General features: G+C 55.5%; 20 protein-coding genes. 8 read left to right on the forward strand and 12 right to left on the reverse strand.

The genetic code is table 11. The annotated features are described in order from the left end of the window. Positions 1 to 27: 27 nt before the first annotated feature. The 9 genes from F552_RS0115540 to metK all read right to left on the reverse strand — a co-directional run bounded on the left by F552_RS0115540 (position 28) and on the right by metK (position 8,894). On the reverse strand, positions 28 to 1,020 hold the full coding sequence (locus tag F552_RS0115540; RefSeq protein ID WP_156802348.1) for a BMP family lipoprotein: 993 nt from the start codon (positions 1,018 to 1,020) through the stop codon (positions 28 to 30). 58 nt (positions 1,021 to 1,078) lie between these two features. Next, on the reverse strand, positions 1,079 to 1,843 hold the full coding sequence (udp, locus tag F552_RS0115545) for a uridine phosphorylase (protein WP_018152685.1): 765 nt from the start codon (positions 1,841 to 1,843) through the stop codon (positions 1,079 to 1,081). After that, positions 1,840 to 2,259, reverse strand: coding sequence for a cytidine deaminase (locus tag F552_RS0115550; protein WP_018152686.1), 420 nt, complete (start codon positions 2,257 to 2,259; stop codon positions 1,840 to 1,842). The genes udp and F552_RS0115550 overlap by 4 nt, the downstream gene beginning before the upstream one ends. 15 nt (positions 2,260 to 2,274) lie before the next feature. Further along, positions 2,275 to 3,501, reverse strand: coding sequence for a phosphopentomutase (locus F552_RS0115555; RefSeq protein ID WP_018152687.1), 1,227 nt, complete (start codon positions 3,499 to 3,501; stop codon positions 2,275 to 2,277). Positions 3,502 to 3,549: 48 nt separating this feature from the next. Next, positions 3,550 to 4,869: a thymidine phosphorylase gene (deoA, locus tag F552_RS0115560; RefSeq protein ID WP_018152688.1), complete on the reverse strand. Its 1,320-nt coding sequence runs from the start codon at positions 4,867 to 4,869 to the stop codon at positions 3,550 to 3,552. Positions 4,870 to 4,874: 5 nt separating this feature from the next. Beyond that, entirely contained in the window at positions 4,875 to 5,648 is a 774-nt protein-coding gene (deoC, locus tag F552_RS0115565; protein WP_018152689.1) for a deoxyribose-phosphate aldolase, read from the reverse strand. A gap of 168 nt (positions 5,649 to 5,816) precedes the next feature. Continuing rightward, positions 5,817 to 6,599: a substrate-binding periplasmic protein gene (locus F552_RS0115570; protein WP_018152690.1), complete on the reverse strand. Its 783-nt coding sequence runs from the start codon at positions 6,597 to 6,599 to the stop codon at positions 5,817 to 5,819. A 102-nt stretch (positions 6,600 to 6,701) separates the two neighbouring features. Further along, on the reverse strand, positions 6,702 to 7,484 hold the full coding sequence (locus tag F552_RS0115575; protein ID WP_018152691.1) for a substrate-binding periplasmic protein: 783 nt from the start codon (positions 7,482 to 7,484) through the stop codon (positions 6,702 to 6,704). A gap of 240 nt (positions 7,485 to 7,724) precedes the next feature. Further along, positions 7,725 to 8,894 carry a methionine adenosyltransferase gene (gene metK, locus F552_RS0115580; RefSeq protein WP_018152692.1) on the reverse strand — a complete coding sequence of 390 codons (1,170 nt, stop codon included), beginning with the start codon at positions 8,892 to 8,894 and terminating at the stop codon, positions 7,725 to 7,727. A 238-nt stretch (positions 8,895 to 9,132) separates the two neighbouring features. Here metK and F552_RS0115585 point away from each other — a divergent pair, with 238 nt between their 5' ends. The 7 genes from F552_RS0115585 (at position 9,133) to F552_RS0115615 (ending at position 14,903) form a co-directional block, all read left to right on the forward strand. Beyond that, on the forward strand, positions 9,133 to 10,023 hold the full coding sequence (locus F552_RS0115585) for a lysophospholipid acyltransferase family protein (protein ID WP_018152693.1): 891 nt from the start codon (positions 9,133 to 9,135) through the stop codon (positions 10,021 to 10,023). Continuing rightward, positions 9,957 to 10,880, forward strand: coding sequence for an LpxL/LpxP family acyltransferase (locus F552_RS0115590; protein ID WP_156802349.1), 924 nt, complete (start codon positions 9,957 to 9,959; stop codon positions 10,878 to 10,880). The genes F552_RS0115585 and F552_RS0115590 overlap by 67 nt, the downstream gene beginning before the upstream one ends. A 43-nt stretch (positions 10,881 to 10,923) precedes the next feature. Then, the gene (locus F552_RS0115595; protein WP_018152695.1) at positions 10,924 to 11,778 is read left to right on the forward strand and encodes a lysophospholipid acyltransferase family protein; all 855 of its coding nucleotides are present in this window, start codon (positions 10,924 to 10,926) and stop codon (positions 11,776 to 11,778) included. Between the two features lie 122 nt (positions 11,779 to 11,900). Beyond that, positions 11,901 to 12,317 carry a CoA-binding protein gene (locus F552_RS0115600; RefSeq protein WP_018152696.1) on the forward strand — a complete coding sequence of 139 codons (417 nt, stop codon included), beginning with the start codon at positions 11,901 to 11,903 and terminating at the stop codon, positions 12,315 to 12,317. 98 nt (positions 12,318 to 12,415) lie between these two features. Next, positions 12,416 to 13,261, forward strand: a complete 846-nt coding sequence (gene dapF, locus F552_RS0115605; RefSeq protein ID WP_018152697.1) for a diaminopimelate epimerase — start codon at positions 12,416 to 12,418, stop codon at positions 13,259 to 13,261. Between the two features lie 51 nt (positions 13,262 to 13,312). Next, positions 13,313 to 13,990: a DUF484 family protein gene (locus F552_RS0115610; RefSeq protein ID WP_018152698.1), complete on the forward strand. Its 678-nt coding sequence runs from the start codon at positions 13,313 to 13,315 to the stop codon at positions 13,988 to 13,990. A 13-nt stretch (positions 13,991 to 14,003) separates the two neighbouring features. After that, positions 14,004 to 14,903: a tyrosine recombinase XerC gene (locus tag F552_RS0115615; RefSeq protein ID WP_018152699.1), complete on the forward strand. Its 900-nt coding sequence runs from the start codon at positions 14,004 to 14,006 to the stop codon at positions 14,901 to 14,903. Positions 14,904 to 15,278: 375 nt separating this feature from the next. On the opposite strand, the gene F552_RS0115625 is transcribed toward F552_RS0115615, so the two are convergent. The 3 genes from F552_RS0115625 to phhA are packed head-to-tail and all read right to left on the reverse strand — an operon-like array spanning position 15,279 to position 17,183. Then, complete coding sequence (locus F552_RS0115625) at positions 15,279 to 15,959, reverse strand: SDR family NAD(P)-dependent oxidoreductase (protein ID WP_018152701.1); 681 nt, start codon at positions 15,957 to 15,959, stop codon at positions 15,279 to 15,281. 4 nt (positions 15,960 to 15,963) lie between these two features. Continuing rightward, positions 15,964 to 16,272 (reverse strand): 4a-hydroxytetrahydrobiopterin dehydratase, encoded by a 309-nt coding sequence (locus tag F552_RS0115630; protein WP_018152702.1) that lies wholly within the window; start codon positions 16,270 to 16,272, stop codon positions 15,964 to 15,966. A gap of 14 nt (positions 16,273 to 16,286) precedes the next feature. Continuing rightward, a complete protein-coding gene (gene phhA, locus F552_RS0115635; RefSeq protein ID WP_018152703.1) occupies positions 16,287 to 17,183 on the reverse strand; it encodes a phenylalanine 4-monooxygenase in 897 nt (298 codons plus the stop codon). A 195-nt stretch (positions 17,184 to 17,378) separates the two neighbouring features. Between phhA and F552_RS0115640 the strand changes: the two genes are divergently transcribed. After that, a complete protein-coding gene (locus F552_RS0115640; protein WP_018152704.1) occupies positions 17,379 to 17,846 on the forward strand; it encodes an Lrp/AsnC family transcriptional regulator in 468 nt (155 codons plus the stop codon). Positions 17,847 to 17,917: the final 71 nt, after the last annotated feature.

Below are 17,917 nucleotides of genomic sequence, written 5' to 3' on the forward strand. Positions count from 1 at the left end.
TCAAGCTACAACAGAATCCGGTAAAGCTTATTGTACCGGGCAGCTATTGTTGGCACGGTAGTCAACCACCTGGATTTTGCCAGCAATGATCTCGTTACGTGCGTCCTTGATTTTCTTCTCGACGGCCGGGCTGATCAGTTTGCGGTTGAAACTGTCCAGCGCCCAGTCCACACCACCCTCTTTCAGGCCCAGCACGGTCACGCCGGCTTTCCAGCTGCCATCCTGTGCGGATTTGAAAGCACCGTAAACGGCATTGTCTACCCGTTTAACCATGGAGGTCAGCATGGTACCTGGCTGTACGTAGTTCTGGTTGCTATCCACGCCAATCGCAAATTTCTTGGCATCTTTGGCCGCCTGGTACACACCGATACCGGTACCGCCAGCTGCAGCAAACACCACGTCTGCACCACGGTCAAACTGGGACTTGGCCAGTTCGGTACCACGGGCCGGGTCGTTAAAGGCTTGCGGTGTTGTGCCGGTCATGTTCTGGAACACTTCCACGGCCTTGTTGTCGTACTTGGCACCTTGCGCATAACCGCAACCGAAGGCACGGATCAGCGGGAAGTCCATACCACCGATAAAGCCGACTTTCTTGGACTTGGAAGCTTCAGCCGCTGCAATACCGACCAGGAAAGAACCTTCCTGTTCCTTGAACACGATGTTCTGCACGTTATCGCCCTTGGCAACCGAGTCGATCAGGGTGAATTTCACTTTTGGAAATTCTTTGGCAACGGTTTCCACTGCCTGGGTGAAGGAGAAACCGACCGCCACGATCACGTCGGCATCCTTGCGGGCCAGGTTACGCAGCACTTGTTCTTTTTGTGCTTCGTTGGCGATCTGGCCTTCGCGGTAGTTCATCTTGGTTTCTTTTTTGAAACGCTCGGCACCCTTATAAGCCATTTCGTTAAAGCTCTTGTCGAACTTGCCTGCCTGGTCATAAACCACGGCCGGGGTGAAGTTCTTGGCAGATACGGCAGATGCCATCAAGGCAACAGAAACAGCAACGGCTACTTTGGTCATGCTTGCTTTCATCTAGGATGCTCCCCTCAGGAAAAAACAGTCAAAAATTCACAACTAATCAAGCGGCCAGCAAACGTCTGGCGGCCTCTACGACGACGGTAATACTGTGGTGCTCGGTCGCTTTGGCGACCGCATGGTCTGGTTGTTCTGTCTGGGTACGGTTGACGATCACCCCCGCCACCATGCCGGCTCTCAGCCCCATGGCGGCACACATGGTCAGCAAGGTGGCAGATTCCATTTCGTAATTCATGACGTTGAGCGCCTGCCACTCCTTCATCGAGCCGACAAACTCGCGCGCGACCCGGCCAGTGAAGGTGTCATAACGCTCTTGCCCGGGATAAAAGGTATCAGAAGACGCGGTAATGCCGATATGCAGACCGACCTCGGCCGCCTTGGCCGCATCGACCAGCGCGGTGGTACAGTCAAAATTGGCAACGGCGGGATATGCTGCAGGGGCAAAATGATAACTGGCGCCATCAAGACGCACCGATGCAGTCGTCACCAGAATGTCGCCCACCGCAATATGCGGTTGAATGGCACCAGTGGTACCCACGCGCAAAAAGGTCGAAACCCCCAACTGCGCCAGTTCTTCGACCGCAATCGAGGTAGAAGGGCCACCAATGCCGGTAGAACACACCACAACCGGTTTTCCCTCGATGAAACCTAACCAGGAATTGAATTCGCGGGTATTGGCCAGCGGCACCGGGTTATCCAGTAGTTCGGCAATGCGCGGGCTGCGGGCCGGATCTCCCGGAATAATCGCCAGCGTAGCTCCTTGCAGATCCGCTTTGGAGAGCCCCAGATGAAAAACCTCTGCACTCACTGACTACCCCCTTTATCCTGACGCTGATCCAGAAAAAATGCACCGGGTAACAATTCGGACGGATTGGTCACCTGCACATCCCCGTGCAGATTACTGAGCACCACTTCCAGGGTTGCCGTCCCCAGCTCGGCCATCACTTGCCGACAGCCGCCACAAGGCGATATCGGTCCTTCAGTATCGCCGATGACAGCCAGCTTGGCAAAGTCTCCGGGACGATACCCTGCGGCAATCGCGGAAAACATCGCCGTACGCTCTGCGCAATTGCACAGCGGGTAGGCGCCATTTTCGACATTGCAGCCGGGAAACACCCGGCCGTCGTGTGTCAGCAAGGCGGCGCCCACCTTGAATCTGGAGTACGGTACATAGGCTTTTTCACGTGCTTCTGCAGCAGCTGCAATCAGCGTCTTGTTATCCATTGTGTTTTCTTCCGGTTAAGACTGAATTTCTGGCCAGAAACTGTTCCCGTCCGGGAACGCCGACAAGCCAAATCCTTGTGCCAGCGACTGACCGATATCGGCAAAGCTCTCGCGAACCCCCAGGTTCACCGCGGCTATACCGGGGCCAAAGACCAGCACGGGAATATGTTCACGGGTATGGTCCGAGCCCACCCAGGTCGGGTCACAGCCGTGATCTGCGCTGATTACCACCACGTCGCCGGCTTTTAACCTGGCTTGCAGCTCGGGCAGCCGGGTATCAAAATACTCCATGGCTGCGGCGTAGCCGGGCACATTGCGACGATGGCCGAATTTTTCATCAAAGTCGACAAAATTGGTCATGATGATGCTGTTGTCCGGTGTATCGTCCATGCACGCCAGCGTCTGGTTCCACAAGGCATCCAGCCCGGTTCCCTTGAGCTTGCGGGTAATCCCCACGTGCGCATAGATATCGGCAATTTTGCCGATAGATACCACCTCGCCGCCCGCATCCGTCAGCTTTTTCAGCAAGGTGTCTGCCGGTGGAGCAACCGCCAGATCATGCCGGTTGCCGGTCCGGCGAAAATCGCCTGTACCGCTGCCCACAAACGGCCGCGCAATCACGCGGCAAATGTTGTAAGTATCCACTTCTTCACGCGCGATCTCGCACAGATCATAAAGGCGCTGCAAGCCAAAAGTTTCTTCATGACAGGCGATCTGGAACACCGAATCCGCCGAGGTATAAAAAATCGGCTTGCCCGTCTGCATGTGCGCTTCGCCCAGCTCGTCCAGAATGGTCGTGCCCGATGCATGGCAGTTACCCAGAAAACCCGGGATCCCTGCGCGCCGGACGATATTCTCCAGCATCTGCGGCGGGAAAGATTCGGTTTTTTTCTCGAAATAACCCCAGTCAAATCGCACCGGCACACCCGCAATTTCCCAATGGCCAGAAGGCGTATCCTTGCCTGATGAAGCCTCTTTGGCGGCACCGTAACTGCCCGTCAGCAATGGCGACGCCGACAGTCCGGCAGGCATCTCGCCGGTGGCCAGCTTGCACGCCATGCCCAACCCCAGCTGTTCCAGATGCGGGATATGCAACGCACCGCTACGCCCTTCTTCAGCCCGCCCTTCAGCACAAGCAGCCGCAATATGGCCCAGCGTATTCGAGCCGACATCGCCAAAGCGATCGGCATCGGGCGTGGCGCCCACCCCCAGCGAATCCATGATCAAAATTATCGCGCGCATGCTGCAGGCTCTTTCCGGCTAACCATTTGGTCAGCTTGCATTAAAAAATTACCCCACCAAGGGGCCAATCACTGAAGGATATTCTATCCCACTCCCCGTCATCAGGGTATAGGCTTCACGCACACGTTCGCATGCCCGGTCGGCATCGGCATCCGATGCGGCGTGCACCCAGGCCACAGGCTCCCCGGCCTCCAGACTTTGCCCGAGTTCAGCGAGGCCGCTTAACCCCACCCGATGATCAATCCGGTCATCCGGGTACAGACGGCCGCCACCCAGAGTAACCACCACATAGCCCAAGGCACGACAATCAATGGACACCACCTGGCCGCTTTGCACTGCGGGCACAGGGCGCACAACCGGTGCCTTTGGCAGCCAGTGATCATAGCTGGCGATATCTGCCCGACTCCCCATGGCATGGCACATGCGGTCAAAACATTCAAACGCGGCACCCGAGTCGAGTACCTGCAACAATTTCTGTTGCGCCTCAGCAGCATCTGCCGCCAGACTGCCCAGCAGCAGCATCTGCTCTGCCAATGCCATCGTCACCTGGTGCAGACGTGCGGGCCGCCGTTTGCCCATCAGGTAATTCAGCGCGACCTGCACCTCCAGTGCATTGCCTGCCGATGGCGCAAGTGACTGGCTCATGTCGGTCAGTACGGCACGTGTACGCATGCCGGCACCATTACCGACGTGGACGATACTTTCCGCCAGACTGACCGATTGGTCAAGTGTAGGCATGAAAGCCCCCGAACCGGTCTTGACATCCATCACCAGCGCATCCAGTCCGGCACAAAGCTTTTTCGACAGAATGGAGGCCGTAATCAGCGGCACCGATTCTACCGTAGCCGTCACATCGCGCACACTGTAAATCCGCTTGTCGGCGGGAGCCAGTCGGTCGGTTTGTCCCGCAATTGCAACACCCACGGTTTTTACGACCTGCTGAAAATGGCCAACCGAAGGCGTGACCGAGTAACCGGGAATGGCTTCCAGTTTATCCAGCGTGCCACCGGTATGCCCAAGACCGCGCCCGGAAATCATCGGTACATAGCCTCCGCAAGCGGCCACCATCGGCCCCAGCAGCAGGGAGGTCAGGTCGCCCACCCCGCCAGTGGAATGCTTGTCCAGCAGCGGGCCATGCAAACCCAGATGCGCCCATTGCAGCACGTCCCCGGAATCCCGCATGGCCAGTGTCAAGGCAACCAGCTCGTCTACCTGCATGCCGTTGATGCAAATGGCCATCGCCAACGCGGCAATCTGGCTATCGCTGACTTCACCCCGGGTAACGCCAGCAATAAACGCTTCGATATCTGCCGTCGCCAGCATCTGCCGGTCACGCTTTTTGCGGATAATCTCGGTGATCCGGGTCATACAGTTCAGTATCCGCCGGATGGTTTGCGGTTTTCGCCATGGCCCAGTGTTTCCAGCAATGCATTCAACAAACCGGATGCACCAAAGCGGAATGTGGCCGGGCTCGCCCAGCCGGGTCCCATGATGCGATCTGCCAGTGCTAAATAAGCTGCTGCATCTGCGGCAGTGCGCACGCCACCAGCGGCTTTGAAGCCGACAGGTTTGCCTGCATCATGGATGACTTGCAACATGATTTCTGCAGCTTCCAGCGTGGCATTGACCGGCACCTTGCCGGTCGAGGTCTTAATGAAATGGGCACCGGCTTCGATGGCAATCTCGCTGGCACGCTTGATCAGTGCAGGTGACTTCAGCTCGCCAGACTCGATGATCACCTTGAGCACTTTGTCGCCCACGGCGGCACGGCATTTCTGCACCAGCAATCGTCCGACATTTTCATCGCCGGACATCAGTGCCCGGTAGGGAAACACCACATCCACTTCATCGGCCCCAAGCGTCATGGCAGCAGCCGTTTCTGCAGCGGCCAGCTCCGGCAAAGCGTCGCCCCCCGGAAAATTGGTCACCGTCGCCACCGGCAGGCTCAGACCAACCGCAGCCAGTCCTTGCTTGGCGGCACGGATGAACATCGGATACACGCACAGGGCGGCCGGCGAACCCACAGGGGTCTTCGCGGAGGCCGCCAGGGCGGTAATTACCTCGTCGGTATCACTGTCGTTCAGCGAGGTAAGATCCATCAGTTGCAAAGCCCGCAACGCAGCGGCTGAAAGGGTATCGTCAGACATAGGGAGTACCTGAAACCTTAAACAAGATGGGGCACATCATAGACCCGAACCGGGGAAAATGACAAACCAGCAGCGCAAACAAGCGCATCCCCGCAACAGCGCACAACAAAAAGGCACATCCCGTCATGGGATGTGCCTTTTTGTTGTGCGTCTTTAGCTGACTGTGATCTAGTCACTCAGTTTGAGGTCATACTTGCGCAAGATACGCCCCAGCTCACCAGACTGTTTGATCGCCAGTAGCGCATTATTCAGAGCATCCAGCTTAATCGGCGCTTTGGGGGACAAAGCGCAATAAGTCGGCGTCACGGTGAGGTCATTCTTGCTCACCCAGAAGTCATCCCGCTCATTGTCCGGCAGCTTGTGCAGAAAAGCGCCAATCTCGCCACGCGAACTGATCAGCACATCAATCATTTTCAGTTTGAGTTTTTTAAAGTTGCCGGCCACCGTAGGTTCATCCACCCGCTTGGTGCCATTGGCAAACTGTTTGTCCAGATTCGGATAACCATAGCCCAGAATGGTCCCCAACTTCAAACCGTTCAGGTCTTCGGGCAGATTTGGATGCTTGGCAGCATCCGACAGGGTCACAAAGGTTTCTACCTGATCAAATACCGGCTTGCTCCACACAAACCAGTCTTTGTGCTCGAACCAATCAGGGCTGGTATTGCATGCCAGATGAGCCCCCCCATCACGCAATGACGGCTCTACCCGCTTGCGGGAAAACTCGACAAACGCAATATCCAGCTTTAGCTGTTTGCCCAGCGCATAGGCCAGATCATGCATCACGCCACCGGTCAGCTTGTTAGGCTGCTGCTTGTTGGCAAATTCGACAATCGGTTCGCCATCGCCATGACCGATCATGACCTTGAGGGTGGTTGCAGTGGCAGGCCATGCCAATGCACACAAAAGGGAAGCACTGCACCAGCGCAGAATATTTGTTTTTTTCAGATTCATGATCGTGCCTATTCAATTCTTATTTTTTAGAGTTTCATGCTTTTCTAATACGAACCAGATTCATTTTTAAAAGTGAATCCGCTGCATACCGAATTTGCTGGTTTATTTTCTCATTGATTCAACCGGGGCAAGGTCATATTTGCTCAATAAATCTGTCCATTTCCCGCTTTGTTTTAACCGGTCAATGGCTTGATTGATTTGTGCAACGGAAAAACGGGACAACGGAGACACCGTACAATATGCAGTTGATTCAGACACCTTGAAATCACTCATGCGGTAGGCAAGACGCTCTGCGGGTTTTAACTTTAGCCTGGCAAAGAACTCATCTCTGGTCGTGATCAAGGCATCGATCAGATGCAATTGCAGCTTGCGGAAATTACTGTCCAGCGTTGGTTCATCCATCCGTTTGACATCATGCGCAAAAGCATTTTGCAGCTCAGGATAGAAATAACCAAGAATTGTGCCCAAGCGCTTGCCTTTTAATTCAGCCAGCGTATCGGGCTTGAAATCCTCAGCGGCCAGCGTAACGATGACTTCTTCATGGGCAAAAATAGGCTGGGTCCAGCCATAGCGGCCAGATTGCGCCATCCAGGCAGGGTTGGTATTGCAGGCGATGTCGACATTGCCAGAAAGCAAGGTGAACTCGACACGCTTCCGGGAAGACTCGACAAATTTCACATCCACCTGCAGTTCACCAGCCAGCAAGTTAGCCAGATCATACACAATACCGCCGGTCAGTTTCTCCGGACTGTTCTTGTCGGCAAATTCGGCAAACGGGACATAATCTGCCCGACCATACATGACTCTCAGCGGCAGGGCATGGGCTACCGAAGCCCACAAAACGCTGCTCAATACAAACCCGCTGATAACCAGACTCTTTTTCATGTGTTTGTATTGCTCCCGGCAAATACGCTTTCAACGTAATTTAATGCAATTCTTTACTGGAAACAAGTTCCCTGCTAATTATTCCAATTCCCCAAACACAAATACGTAATATTACTTAGGCAAAATTTTTAAAATTTCCAATGCCAGAAAATAAAAATCCCGAACACATATTATGCATTCGGGATTTTTATTTGCTAGAAACCTAGCAGATTAATGCCAATGTATTATTCAGAATATGAATTAATAACCGGCATCCGCTTTCAATGCTTCCGCCTTATCAGTCTGCTCCCAGCTGAATTCAGGCTCTTCACGACCAAAGTGCCCGTAAGCTGCCGTTTTGGCATAGATCGGACGCAACAGGTCCAGCATTTGCACGATACCTTTTGGACGCAAGTCAAAATGACGTTTGACTAATTCGGCAATTTCGTTGTCCGGCAGTTTGCCGGTACCATTGGTGAACACCATGACGCTGGTTGGCTGGGAAACGCCAATCGCGTAGCTGACCTGAATCTGGCATTCACGTGCCAGACCGGCTGCAACGATGTTTTTCGCCACATAACGGCCTGCATACGCTGCAGAGCGGTCCACCTTGGACGGATCTTTGCCAGAGAATGCACCACCACCGTGCGGGGCCGCGCCACCATAGGTATCCACAATGATCTTGCGACCGGTCAGACCGCAATCTCCCATTGGGCCGCCAATCACAAAACGGCCAGTCGGGTTGATCAGGTACTTGGTGTCCTTGGTGAGCATTTCCGGCGGCAATACCGGGCGGATAATGTCTTCAATCACGGCTTCGCGCAGGGTCTCGTAAGCGATATCCGGATGGTGCTGGGTAGACAGTACGATGGTATCAATCGCCACCGGCAGGCCGGTCTCTTCGTTATAACGGACGGTTACCTGGCTTTTGGCATCCGGACGCAGCCATGGCAAACGGCCATCCTTGCGCATCTCGCTCTGGCGCTGCACCAGACGGTGCGCGTAGTAAATCGGGAAAGGCATCAGACTTGGCGTTTCATCACACGCATAGCCGAACATCAACCCCTGGTCACCCGCGCCCTGATCCAGATCCAGCCCTTGGCCTTCGTTCACGCCCTGAGCAATATCCGGACTCTGCTTGTCATACGCGACCAGCACCGCACACCCTTTGGCATCAAAGCCCATGTCAGAACTGTCATACCCGATGCGGCGAATGGTATCGCGGGCAATCTGGATATAATCAACGTTGGCATGGGTCGTAATTTCGCCAGCCAGCACGCACAAACCGGTGTTTACCAGCGTTTCTGCCGCAACGCGGGCATGTTTGTCCTCAGCCAGAATGGCATCCAGGATGGCATCAGAAACCTGATCCGCCACCTTGTCCGGGTGGCCTTCGGATACAGATTCCGAGGTAAACAGATATTCACTCATTATCTTTCCTCTATTGCGCCGGATCAAAGGCGACGCATGTCACAGCATGTCAGTACGATGGATATCGGCAGTTCTGGCGATTTTCTGAAGAAAATCTGACCGACAGCAACGGATCTCCTGACGATTCACCCAACATCTGTTATGCGGCTTTGACGGGCACGTGTAAAATAGCGGGCTAAACCCGGGTTATTGATGCTTCAACAGCACTTCATAAAATAAAGCGTTAACACAGAGACAGATGGCCAGACTTTCATTTACGCACCGCTGCCTGCAAGGCATTGGCAAGCTGCCGCTCCCGGTATTACATGCCTTGGGCGGTTTACTCGGCTGGCTGGTCTTTCTGGTCACACCACGTTACCGTAAGCGGTTGATGGAAAACATCCGCAACGCGCAACTGGGTCATACATTTTGGGATTATACCTTGTTGGTGTGCAGAAATGTGCGCGAATCGGGCAAAGCCGTGCTGGAACTATTGGCGGCCTGGAGTCGCCAGCCTGCCGAGATTGCCGGCTGGACGCGCCACACCACGGGTTGGGAGATCGTGGAAAAGGCGCAACAAAGCGGCAAAGGCATCCTCTTCGTCACCCCCCATCTAGGTGCTTATGAGATTGGCGGCCACTTTCTGGCCTCCCGGCTGGCCATTCTGGCCATGTTCAAGCCACCCAAGCTGGCCTGGCTGGCACCATTGATGATGCACGGACGCGAGAAAAAAGACAGCGATGCGGTCAGCGCAGACGCCCAAGGGGTACGCAAACTGCTGCGAACCTTGAAAAACGGCGGGAGCACCATGATCTTACCGGATCAGGTGCCGGGTCAGGGGGATGGGGAATGGGTGCCATTTTTCGGGCGTCCTGCCTATACCATGACGCTGGTACCGAGGCTGGCCGTCAGTACAGGGGCAGAGGTGATTCTGTTTTATGCAGAGCGTCTTGCCTGGGGACGGGGATTTGTCATCCATTTTGCCAGCCTGCCCGCCCATTTTAGTGGTGAACGTGTACATGACGTCACCTTGTTAAACCAAGCGGTCGAGCAGCTCGTCCGCCGCAGCCCGGAACAGTATTTGTGGAGCTACAACCGCTACAAGACCCCCGCGAACGCACCCACCCGCGCTACCAGCGACAACGCCTGACAAGGGCCATGCTGTCGGGCCTGCGCTTGCTGGCCTATCTGCCGCTACCGGTTATCGGGATGATCGGGTACGCCATCGGCGCCCTGCTGTATGCCCTCGGACGTGGTAAGGTTGTCGATATCAACTTGTGCTTGTGCTTTCCCGAATGGACGGACCAGCAGCGCAAGCAGGTAGCACGCCGGCACTTCATGGCCCTGACCAGAAGCTTTATGGAATTGGCAGTCCAATGCTGGCAGCCTAAGTCACGCTTCCTGAATTCTGTGCGCATCGTTGACATGCAGCACCTGACCGACCATCAGGGCAAACCGGTAATGATCCTGATGCCACACTTTGTCGGCATCAATGCCGCCGCCGCCATCAGCGAGCAGATCCCGTCACATGCTATGTACAGCACCAACAAGGATGCAGCCCTGGACGAAGTGCTCCGCCTGGCACGCCAGCGCTATGGCAACCCCAACCTGATCAGCAAGCAGCAGGGGTTACGCGCCATTATCAAGGCTCTAAAAACGCATGCCCCGCTCTTCTACTTGCCGGACATGGACTTTGGTGCGCGTGACTCGGTGTTTGTTCCTTTTTTTGGTACACCAGCAGCAACGATTACGGCCGTGTCACGCCTGGCCAAGGTAAGTGATGCCAAAGTAGTACCGCTGGTGATCCGGCAACTAGGGCTAAACGATGGCTATGAGGCCCGTTTTTATCCGGCCTGGGAGAACTTTCCATCCGGTGATGATGAAGCGGATGCCCGGCGGATGAATGCGTTTATCGAGGATCGGGTCCGGGAAATGCCGGAGCAGTATTATTGGGTACACCGCCGGTTTGGCACACGTCCACCCAACAGCAAAAACCTGTACAAATGAATATGGCACGAGTGCTCACAATACCCGTCCCTAAAAGGTGATCATGCAATTTTTTCTCGCCGTTTTTAAATGCCTGCGCTTCCTGCCGCGCCCCCTGTTAAAAATACTGGCATTTTTCCTGGGGGATTTGCTGTTCTGGCTATCGGCCGAGCGGCGCCGGGTGGCGCAATACAATATTGATATCGCGTTTCCGGAAAAAAGTGCATCGGCTCGTTACCATATCCTGCGACGGCATTTTCGTTACTTTGTGATGACCTTGCTGGACCATGCCTATATCTGGTTCGGTTCTGAAGCACAGTTGAAAAAGCTGATTCGCATTGAAGGCATGGAAAACCTACCCGAGGAACCGAGCCTCTGGTTTGCACCCCACTTTCTGGGACTGGATGCGGGCGGCATGCGCATGGCCATCGACCGGAAAATGGTAGCCATGTACGTCACCCAGAAAAATCCGGTGTTTGACAAGATGCTGAAAGAATCCCGGCAGCGCTTCATCCCGTCGTGCATGGTCTCCCGGCAGGACGGCGCCCGGGCCCTGATCAAGGCATTCCGGGAAGGTTATCAGCTGCACTACTCACCGGATCAGGATTTTGGGGATCGGGATGCGATTTTTGTCCCCTTTTTCGGGAAACCGGCCGCCACGGTAACGGCCATGCCCAGACTGGCCCAGGTCACACGCACCAAGGTGGTGCCGGTGATTACCACCATGGAAAAAGACGGCTATACCGTACGCTTTAAACCGGCATGGGAAAACTACCCGAGTGGCGACATCGAGGCCGATACCCGGCGCATGAATGCCTGGCTGGAGGATGTCATCCGCCAGTATCCGGAGCAATACTTCTGGCTGCACAAACGTTATAAAACCCGCCCCAAAGGCGAAAAAAATCCGTATAAAAAATAAGGACCGTCAACATTGCATCCAACGATCCGGCCAGTGACACACAACGGGTTTACCCCCCGAATTGCTGCACACAGACTGGCCATCTTGGAGTAAATTAATGAACGGGATGGAGGAGAGCACACATGTTTATCAATCCAGACGATGACAGCGTTCGGGATACCCTGAGAAAGAGCCACCGCATTGCCGTGATCGGTTTGTCGCCTAACCCTGCCAGACCCAGTTTTGGCGTCTCCAAGATCATGCGCACGTTTGGCTACCAGATCGTACCGGTCCGGCCCGCCGTGGCTGAAGTGCTGGGAGAAAAGGCCTACCCGGACTTGCAGGAAGTGTCGGGCAATATTGATCTGGTCAACGTGTTCCGGAATGCCCGCGAGCTGGACCCGATTGTGGATGCCTGCATCGCCCGGCAAGTACCGGCCTTGTGGATTCAGGAAGGCATCATCAATGAAGCCGCTGCCCAGCGCGCGCGGGATGCCGGTATCTGGGTCATCATGGACAGGTGCATCTATAAGGATTACCTGCGACTGTGCCGGCAGTAAGCGCTGGCTGACCCGCACCTTGCCAACCCTAGCCGCTTCATGCTGGCCGGTATACACTGACTGGACAGCCAAACATTTCATTTTCAGGTAGCCCGCACATGTCTGACCACACGATTCCGTTCACTAAAATGCAAGGTCTGGGTAATGACTTTGTAGTACTGGATGGCGTTAGCCGGCCAATTCACATTACCCCGGACTGGCTGCGTCAGGTAGGTGACCGCAAATTTGGCGTGGGCTTCGACCAGCTGCTGCTGGTAGAAAAAGCCGACGACCCGGCACATGATTTCAAATACCGGATTTTTAACTGCGACGGGACCGAAGTAGAGCAATGCGGCAACGGTGCCCGCTGTTTTGCCCGCTTTGTGGTGGAAAAAGGACTGACGGACAAGCAGGAAATCCTGGTGGAAACCGCCAAAGGCGTCATCAAGCCCCGGCTGGTGGAAGGTGGTCTGGTCACGGTCGACATGGGGGCACCCCAGTTCAACCCGGCTGACATCCCGTTTCTGGCAGAGACCATGGCCACGACGTACCCGTTGACGCTGGCAGATGGTACGACACTCACCATCAGCGCCATTTCCATGGGCAACCCGCATGCGGTGACCGTGGTCGACAACACCGAAACGGCGCCGGTAGCCGTTCTGGGACCGCAAGTGGAATATCACCCGCAATTTCCGGCCCGGGTGAATGCCGGCTTCATGCAGATTGTCGACCGGCACGAAATCAACCTGCGTGTCTATGAACGTGGTGCAGGCGAAACACTGGCCTGCGGCACCGGTGCGTGTGCCGCAGTGGTAGCCGGCATTTCGCGCGGACTGCTCGACAGCCCGGTCAAAGTCAACGCCCGTGGCGGGCAACTGTCGATTGCCTGGGCTGGCAATGGCAGCCCGGTGATGATGACCGGCCCGGCCGTCACCGTATTTGAAGGACAGATTGTTGCTGCCTGATACCCGGTCCGTATACGACCGATCGACCTCATTATTTTGGAGTAACCCCAGATGCAAGCTGCGGATATTGCGCACTACCTTAAAGACAATCCGACATTTTTTGAAGACTATGCTGATTTGCTGGCCGATATTTTTGTGCCGCACCCGCATGGCGGCCACGCCATTTCGCTGGCAGAACGCCAGATGCTGACGCTGCGCGAGAAAAACCGGTTGCTGGAAAGCAAGCTCGGGGAGTTGCTGCAATTCGGCGAAGAAAACGACACCATTAGCGACAAGGTGCACCGCATTGTGGTCGCCCTGCTGCGTACACCATCACTGGAAGCCACGATCAATACCTTCCTGTTCCATCTGACCGAGAACTTCAACGTACCGCAAGCCACCCTGCGCATCTGGAGCCCGATTGCCAGTCTGGAAGGTTTGCCGGTTGCAGTACCCGTAGACGACAGCGTGAAAGCACTGGCACTGGACATGCAGCATCCTTATTGCGGTCCGCACATCCATCCCGACATCCAGGGCTGGTTTGGCGAGCCCGGTGATGACCTGAAGTCTTTTGCACTGGTCCCGTTGCGTCATGGCGAAACCATCGGTTTGCTGGCCATGGCCAGTGAAGACCCGCAGCGCTTCTACCCGGAAATGGGGACACTATACCTGACCCGACTGGGTGAACTGTTGACCGCAGCCCTGCAACGCGAGGCCGCCGTCAGCGCCACCCATAGTGACGAGGCCTGAACCGGAAGCGGTCATGGATAACCAGCTTGTGGTGTCCACTTTTCTGACATGGCAGGCGCAACAACGTCAGGCCAGTCCGCATACCATTGCGGCCTATCAGCGCGACCTGCAGCAGTTGATGAAAGCCGAGATTCCGTTCGAGCAACTGACGCCAAGGGATATTCGTGCCCGTCTGGCGGCCTTGGCGGCAGGCGGCCTCTCCCCCCGCAGTCTGGCGCGCATGCTGTCTGCCTGGCGGCGTTGTTTCCATTATCTGGTGAACCGCCATGGCTGGGAAAGCAACCCCTGTGACGGCATACACCCGCCCAAAGCGGACAAGCGTCTGCCGGAAGTGGTGACCCCTGATCTGGCCAGTTTCTTTCTCGATAGCATGACCGGAGACGACCCGCTGACGCTACGTGACCGCGCCATGTTTGAATTGCTCTATTCATGCGGACTGCGGGTTAGCGAGCTGGTGGGTCTGGATCAGCATGACCTGGATCTGGATGAACAGTTGCTGGTGGTACGGTTTGGCAAGGGCAAGAAATCCCGCCTTGTTCCGTTCGGACAATCGGCCAAGGCTGCTGTGCAGCACTGGCTGGCGGTCAGAGGGCCATGGGCTGCCCAACCGGCGCTCTTCATCAACCAGCAAGGCGGGCGCCTCACCACTCGCACCGTTCAGTTACGCATCAAGGCCCAAGGCATCAAAGCGGGTATTCCACAGAACCTGTACCCACACTTGTTGCGGCATGCCTGTGCCAGCCATGTGCTGCAGTCCTCTCAGGATTTGCGCGGGGTACAGGAATTACTGGGTCACGCGAGCATTGTTTCCACTCAGGTGTACACCCATCTGGACTTCCAGCATCTTGCCAGCGTTTACGACAAAACCCACCCAAGAGCCAAGAAAGGCTCATCCGGCGGTTCAGAGGATTAATGGGGAGTTTGTGGATATCGCTTCGCTCCATCCACCCTGTGCAAGTGCCTTAGGCAGCCGAATTGTCACAATACCCGTGAAGATGACGATATTTTCCTGAGGGCTCTTGTCCTCGAATCCACAGCCCTCGTGCGGTTCTGATGCCAAACCAATGGTGGCATAGAAGGATTGGCGGATATCGCGTTGCTCCATCCGCCCTACGTTTTGTCGTGATGTCCAAGTGAGCATCAAGCGTTGCGAAATATCCCGTTTATGCGGGATGAAGATCCATCCGACGGGATAGCGATGCTCATGCTTATCGCTATCCCTCATATCGCATGCAGGGTGGATGGAGCGTAGCGATATCCACCAGGCAACATTTCCCTGACCTGAGCCTCAACCACCCGTCATCGGGATCAGGCTGCCAGTCTGGAATGCGGCGTCGCCAGCCATCAGGGACAGCATGGCATGCGCCAGTGTTTCCGGTTTTACCCAGCTGTTGAAGTCTGCGTTCGGCATGTCACGCCGGTTAGCCGGGGTGTCAATGATGGTGGGTAACAGGGCATTCACGGTGATGCCGTCGGCCTTTACCTCTTCGGCCAGCGCTTCTGTCAGCCGCGCAAGGGCCGACTTGGCAGCGGTATAGGCACTCATGCCCGGTTGGCCGCTGGTGGCCGATTTGGCACCCATGAACACGATACGTCCACGTTTTTGTTGCTGGAAATACGGTAGCACGGCACGGGATGTCACGACGGACGTTAGTACATTGCTGCGGAACATCTTGTCCCACAACGCGGCATCACTGTCGCCAAAGCGGGCATAGGCAAACGCGCCAGCCACATTCACCAGCGCATCAATACTGCCAAACTGCTGATGCACCTGCGCCAGCACCTGTTTGACCGCATCTTCGTCGCACAAGTCGACATCCAGGGCCAGGCAGGTGCTGCTGGATACGGCATCCGCCGGACGATGGCCCAGTAACGCCACTGCATAACCGTTGGCCTGGGCGACTTGGGCGACGACTTGCCCCAGTGCGCCGTAACCGCCAGCCAGAATCAGGGTTGCTTGCTTTTCCATCGTGTCAGACTCCCATTGTGCCGGCCAGTTGGTCCATATAACGTGCGAGATCGATGTCCAGCTGGGTTAGTCCACCGGCATCGTGGGTATTCAGGGTCACCTCGACGCGGTTATAGACGTTAAACCATTCCGGATGATGATCCAGATGATGGGCCTGCATGGCCGCTTGGGTCATGAAGCCGAACGCCTGGCTGAAATCCTTGAAGACAAATTTGCGCTGAATGGCCGTAGGTTTTTCAGCATCGTTGACCTGCCAGTGCGGCAAGCCGACTAGCGCCGCCTGCAAGGCATCTGTTGCGAGTAATGTTCTCATGGTTCGAATATCCTTTATACGTCGTCCGATGCTGACCAGCCTTCACGATTACCGGCATGAATGACGGTATCCGTACTGACAATGTCACCGGCCCCGATCGGCGTCAGATCACGAATGGCATTGTAATACTGGCTGAGCCGCTCCAGGTCCTGGGTAGCGGCAAACAGTGTTTCAAAACTGTCGATGACAAAATAGGTTTTCTGGAAGGTATCGATCCGGTAGCGGGTTTGCAGAATGCGCTGCATGTCAAAAGCGATGCGGTTCGGGCTGTCGCTTTCCAGACTGTAGATGGATTCTGTGCGGCTGGACATGATGCCGGCCCCGTAGATGCGGGTGCCGTCCGGGGTGGCGATCAGGCCAAACTCCACCGTGTACCAGTAAAGACGGGCCAGCATGTGAAGTGCATTCTGGCTTTTGGCCGCCAGGCCTGCCACGCCGTAGGCCTGGATATAATCGGCAAAAATCGGGTTGGCCAGCAACGGTACATGGCCAAACAGATCATGAAATACATCCGGCTCTTGCAGGTAATCGATCTGGTTAGCTTCCCGCAGCCACCAGGTCACTGGGAAGCGACGATTGGCCAGATGCTCGAAAAACACGTCATCCGGAATCAGCCCGTGCACGGCCACAATCTGCCAGCCGGTAGCGGCTCCAAGGGCTTGGTTCAGCTCATCAAATACCGGCACGCGATGGGGTTCGATCGGCAGGCGGGTCAGGCCTTCCATGAACTCGTTGCAAGCGCGCCCCTGGAGCACCTCCATCTGGCGAGCATACAGCTGGGACCATACCTGATGGTCTTCATCGGTGTAACGATCTAGCGGCTGAGGCAAGGTAAAGTCTGCCGCCAGCACCAGGCCCTGATTCTTACGGACGGTAATGTCAGGGGCTTGAAACTCTGTCATGTCGTTCATGTGTGTCTCCTGTTTTTGAAGGTGCGTCTGTTTTTTTACTGGCTACCTTCATTACAGTTTACGGAAACCCCACTGATTTTTTGCCGCATATTTGCGCCAATTTCTTGACCAATCACAAATTTAATGCACGCAAATCATAAATCATGCATTATTCCCGCAAGCCATTTGTCGGACCCGATTTTGCGGAGTATCAGCATGCAACTTGACCGTTTTGATTACCAGATTCTGCAGGCCCTGCAAAAAGATGCCCGCATGCCGCACCAGAAACTCTCCCAGATCATCCCGCTGTCTTCTTCGCAGATTGGCCGGCGCATCCAGCAACTGGAAGAAGCCGGTGTGATTTCTGCCTACCGGGCCGAGCTGCAACCCGAAGCCATGGGGCTTGGGGTACTGGCGTTCATGAATGTCTGTCTGGAGCGTCATGGCGAAAAAGCCATCAAGGACTTTATTCAGGGCATCGATGCCATTCCGGAGATACTGGAAGCCCATGCCGTGACCGGAGATGCCGACTACGCCTTGCGCGTGGTCGCGGCAGATTTGCCATCACTCTCGCGTTTTGTCATGCACAAACTCCTTGCCATGGATTGTGTCCGCAGCGTGAAATCCAGCGTAGCACTTGAACAGGTCAAGCGCTTTAGCGGTCTGCCTAACCCCGCCCACTGACAAGCGGGGAGACAGGCAAGCGTTCCATATACATAGTATAGACCCAATCCTGAACGATGTTCAGCCCTGCC

This window comes from Leeia oryzae DSM 17879 (assembly GCF_000376945.1).
Classification (GTDB): Bacteria; Pseudomonadota; Gammaproteobacteria; order Burkholderiales; family Leeiaceae; genus Leeia; species Leeia oryzae.

What these genes read in the sequence shown, in the direction of transcription:
- F552_RS0115575 (WP_018152691.1), bottom strand. Translation starts at nt 7,484, where the DNA reads ATGAAAAAGAGTCTGGTTATCAGCGGGTTTGTATTGAGCAGCGTTTTG.
- F552_RS0115595 (WP_018152695.1), top strand. Translation starts at nt 10,924, where the DNA reads ATGCAATTTTTTCTCGCCGTTTTTAAATGCCTGCGCTTCCTGCCGCGC.
- deoC (WP_018152689.1), bottom strand. Translation starts at nt 5,648, where the DNA reads ATGTCTGACGATACCCTTTCAGCCGCTGCGTTGCGGGCTTTGCAACTG.
- dapF (WP_018152697.1), top strand. Translation starts at nt 12,416, where the DNA reads ATGTCTGACCACACGATTCCGTTCACTAAAATGCAAGGTCTGGGTAAT.
- F552_RS0115540 (WP_156802348.1), bottom strand. Translation starts at nt 1,020, where the DNA reads ATGACCAAAGTAGCCGTTGCTGTTTCTGTTGCCTTGATGGCATCTGCC.
- phhA (WP_018152703.1), bottom strand. Translation starts at nt 17,183, where the DNA reads ATGAACGACATGACAGAGTTTCAAGCCCCTGACATTACCGTCCGTAAG.
- F552_RS0115585 (WP_018152693.1), top strand. Translation starts at nt 9,133, where the DNA reads ATGGCCAGACTTTCATTTACGCACCGCTGCCTGCAAGGCATTGGCAAG.
- F552_RS0115550 (WP_018152686.1), bottom strand. Translation starts at nt 2,259, where the DNA reads ATGGATAACAAGACGCTGATTGCAGCTGCTGCAGAAGCACGTGAAAAA.
- F552_RS0115570 (WP_018152690.1), bottom strand. Translation starts at nt 6,599, where the DNA reads ATGAATCTGAAAAAAACAAATATTCTGCGCTGGTGCAGTGCTTCCCTT.
- F552_RS0115555 (WP_018152687.1), bottom strand. Translation starts at nt 3,501, where the DNA reads ATGCGCGCGATAATTTTGATCATGGATTCGCTGGGGGTGGGCGCCACG.
- deoA (WP_018152688.1), bottom strand. Translation starts at nt 4,869, where the DNA reads ATGACCCGGATCACCGAGATTATCCGCAAAAAGCGTGACCGGCAGATG.
- F552_RS0115640 (WP_018152704.1), top strand. Translation starts at nt 17,379, where the DNA reads ATGCAACTTGACCGTTTTGATTACCAGATTCTGCAGGCCCTGCAAAAA.
- metK (WP_018152692.1), bottom strand. Translation starts at nt 8,894, where the DNA reads ATGAGTGAATATCTGTTTACCTCGGAATCTGTATCCGAAGGCCACCCG.
- F552_RS0115625 (WP_018152701.1), bottom strand. Translation starts at nt 15,959, where the DNA reads ATGGAAAAGCAAGCAACCCTGATTCTGGCTGGCGGTTACGGCGCACTG.
- F552_RS0115615 (WP_018152699.1), top strand. Translation starts at nt 14,004, where the DNA reads ATGGATAACCAGCTTGTGGTGTCCACTTTTCTGACATGGCAGGCGCAA.
- F552_RS0115610 (WP_018152698.1), top strand. Translation starts at nt 13,313, where the DNA reads ATGCAAGCTGCGGATATTGCGCACTACCTTAAAGACAATCCGACATTT.
- F552_RS0115600 (WP_018152696.1), top strand. Translation starts at nt 11,901, where the DNA reads ATGTTTATCAATCCAGACGATGACAGCGTTCGGGATACCCTGAGAAAG.
- F552_RS0115630 (WP_018152702.1), bottom strand. Translation starts at nt 16,272, where the DNA reads ATGAGAACATTACTCGCAACAGATGCCTTGCAGGCGGCGCTAGTCGGC.